Origin of the sequence: Rheinheimera sp., from assembly GCF_030824435.1 — a bacterium.
Classification (GTDB): Bacteria; Pseudomonadota; Gammaproteobacteria; order Enterobacterales; family Alteromonadaceae; genus Pararheinheimera.
On record NZ_JAVBXS010000047.1, the window covers coordinates 1 to 3,613 of the forward strand.

Consider the following 3,613-nt stretch of genomic DNA (forward strand, 5'->3'; position numbering starts at 1 on the left):
AGCACTGCCGGCATAACCACCTTCCAGGCACGCCACAATTCGGCCATCACAATGCCTTAGCGCCATATTTTTTAACTCAGTTGCTATCCATTGATAATCGGCTTCACGCCATTTCAGATGTGCCATTTCATCTTCATAATGCGCATCAAAACCTGCGGAAATCAGCATAAGTTGTGGCGCAAAAGCCTCTATAGCAGGCAACCATTGCTCTTGCACCCGCTGCCGGAATAATTGACCGTCACTGCCACCGGCAAGCGGCATTTTTAACTGCTGTGCTGTACTTTCTGGATCGGTAAAAGGGTAAAACGGATGTTCAAAAGATGAACAAAACAACACTCTGTTGTCGTCCCCGAAAATCTGCTCAGTACCGTTGCCGTGGTGCACATCAAAATCAACAATCACAACCCGTTGCAGCTTGTAGTGCTGAAGCGCATAACTTGCTGCAACCGCAATATTATTAAATAAACAAAAGCCCATGGCTTTGGCATGTTCAGCATGATGCCCTGGCGGCCTTATGGCACAAAATGCTTGCTGATCATGCCCTTGCATCACTAAATCTACGGCATTAATAGCTGCGCCAGCGGCATAACGGGCCGCCTGTAATGACTGATTCATCATGGCGGTGTCATCATCCAGCCAAAGCAATCCATGCTCAGGTGCTTGTGCTTCTATAGCTGCAATGTAATTTTTGTCATGCGCCAGCGCCAGCTGTTCATCAGTCGCTGCAGTGCTGTCTTTATGTTGCAGGACGTATTCCAGACCTGAAGTTAAAATCTGATCAAAAATAGCGTGTAGCCTGGCGGGAGATTCCGGATGATCAGCGCCAAGGTCGTGTTTCAGACATGCCGGATGGCTTAATACTGTCACTGTCATAATGTGTTACTCAGCCTGTAACTTCAGTTGTAAATTCACTTCATCCGGTTCTTCTGCCCGAACCCGCTTAAAACCAGCTTTTTCAAATACACTCAACATGGCTTTATTTTCGGCCCTGACATAAGCGGTCATCAGCTGAATACCACGCTGACGCGCTATGGCGATCATTTCCTGCAATAGTATTTTTGCCATGCCTTTGCCCTGATGACGCTCGCGCGTTACAAAAGCAACTTCGCAGCTATTGTTACTTTCAATCAGGTAATAACGACCAACAGCCTGAATTTCCAATGCTGAACCTTGTTGACGCACAATACACAAAGCCAGGTCGCGCGATTGATCAACACTAACCAATACACTGGATTTTTCCCGCGACATCTGTTTGGGGTGATGGTTGTAACGCAATAACAGGGTTTCTTTGGTATGGGAATAAAAAAACTCCTGCAAGCGCCGCTCGTCGGCCGGATTTAATGGCCGAAGGTCAAAACTTTCACCACCAATTTCCAGGATTTTCAGCCCGACACCACCCAGTTCAGGCACATCAACCGGCGTCTGGATCTGATAATTTGGCACCCAATAATGTTTACGAACTTCTGCCAGTAACTCAGCGCGGAATTTGGGGTGTGCCACTCTGATGAGCTCCAGCGCCCTTTCGCGGATACTCTTGCCACGTAGCGCAGCAACACCATACTCTGTCACCACATAATGCACATGGCCGCGCGATGTCACCACGCCGCTGCCTTCAGCAATATGGGGCACGATTCTGGAGATAGTGCCGTTTTTAGCCGTTGATGGCAGCGCAATTATAGGTTTGCCACCTTTACTCATCGAAGCGCCCCGGCTGAAATCAACCTGACCGCCAATGCCACTATAAAACTGGTAACCAATTGAATCAGAGACAACCTGGCCTGTTAAATCCACCTCTATAGCACCGTTAATCACCACCATATTGTCATTACGGGCAATATTGGTTGGCGAATTAACATATTCACTGGGATAAAACTCAACATGCGGATTTTGATTCACAAAATCATAGAGTTGCTGCGTACCCAGGCAAAAGCTGGTGACTGTTTTGCCAGGATGGAAAGTTTTCTGACTGTTGTTGATCACACCTTTTCGCATCAGCTCAATAATACCGTCAGAAATCATTTCACTGTGAATACCAATATTTTTATGGTTCCCGAGATAACGTAATACGGCTTCAGGAATTTTGCCGATGCCTATTTGCAAGGTAGCACCATCATCTATCAACATAGATACATACTGGCCAATCCGTTCAATACGTTGTTCAAACTGAGGCGGCGGTACTTCCGGTAAAGGTTGTGATACCTCAATAAATGCATCAATTTTGCTTTGATGAATATAAGCATGGCCGCTGGTGCGCGGCATTAAAGGGTTAAACTGCGCTATAACCTTTTTGGCGTATTTAACCGCGGAAGAAACAATATCCACTGATACACCCAAAGAACAATAGCCATATTCATCCGGCGGACTTAACATCACCAAGGCAGCATCCAAAGGTAAAATATTGCTGCTGAACAAGGTGGGGATCTCAGATAAAAAGCAGGGTGTATAGTCGGCACGGCCTTCAGCAACAGCCTGGCGAACTTTGTCACCACTTATAAATAACGCATTGACTTTAAAAAGATCTTTGTACTTCTCTTCAACCCATTTGTCATCAGAAATGGTTTGAATTTGTACAACCTCAATATCATGTAATTGATTGGCATTGGCGATCAAATCATCAATTAACGCATTAGGCACGGCGGCGTTGGAGCCAATAAAAATTCGGTTACCGGACTGTAATAATGCAGACCAGTCGAGGTTTTTTGTTGGTGCAATCATAAAAGTAACATCCGGATTGATTCACTTCAGTATGCACTCTTAGCAACCTTATTTATTGATCTGGCTAAAAATGCGCACAACAAAAACTGAATAATAGTATTGAGCATAACGATATTCTCGCTGTGTGAATATTCGACCAAAGGCCAAGTTGCGAGTTAATCGGTTGGCGGTTTTGGCATAGTGAGTTTCGCTGTCGCAGCATATTTATCAGGTTGTATGACTGATTTATTGTGTTGTTTGTGGTTTGGCGCTGGGTTATTGGGCGATTAGATGTTTATTATTTCAGCAATTTTGGGGCTAAAAACGATAGATTATCGGTTTTATTGCGCCTGATAAGCTGACTTTTTGGGCGGGATTGTTGTGATAGTTTGCTTTTAAGGCAAGATTTTGAGCTGGTTTTTGGCTTTATTGAGAGCCTTGGTATCCCTCGCTGAACTTGGGATTGTTCAATCGGCAGACAGCAAAACTGTTTTTGTATTGGGAGCCTTCATATCCCTCGCAGAGCTCGGGATTGTTCAGCCGGAAGAACGCAACATTGATTGCGTTCTTAATTCCCAGCTTCACTGTACTACTCGCATGGGAATGCCCTGCTCGGGTAATAGACCACCAGAATGCCATAAAGCACTAAATCCGCAGGAGCGGATTTGGACGGCACAGCCGGTCCGCAGGACATTTTACAGGACGTAAAATGCAAAAAGCCCACTCTTTCGAGTGGGCTTTTTATCTTTATTAGGAGCCTTGATGCCCTTCGCAGAGCTCAGGGCCGTTCAGCTGGAAGGAAGCCAAATTATTGGCTTCCTTAATTCCCAGCTTCACTGTACTACTCGCATGGGAATGCCCTGCTCGGGCAATAGACCGCCGGATCCTAAATACAAAAAACCCCGCTCACTGAGCGGGG

The 3,613-nt window shown here is 45.7% G+C and carries 2 protein-coding genes; both read right to left on the minus strand.

Annotated features, from left to right (window positions below; genetic code table 11):
* A partial coding sequence (locus tag RCH83_RS10730; protein ID WP_306521835.1) for a histone deacetylase family protein occupies positions 1-873 on the minus strand: 873 nt, incomplete at its 3' end.
* Between the two features lie 6 nt (positions 874-879).
* A complete protein-coding gene (locus RCH83_RS10735) occupies positions 880-2,715 on the minus strand; it encodes a bifunctional acetyl-CoA hydrolase/transferase family protein/GNAT family N-acetyltransferase (protein ID WP_306521837.1) in 1,836 nt (611 codons plus the stop codon).
* Between the last annotated feature and the right edge of the window lie 898 nt (positions 2,716-3,613).

Bases quoted from the DNA above. Each gene is read 5' to 3' on its own strand.
- RCH83_RS10735 (WP_306521837.1), bottom strand. From the start codon at position 2,715: ATGATTGCACCAACAAAAAACCTCGACTGGTCTGCATTATTACAGTCC.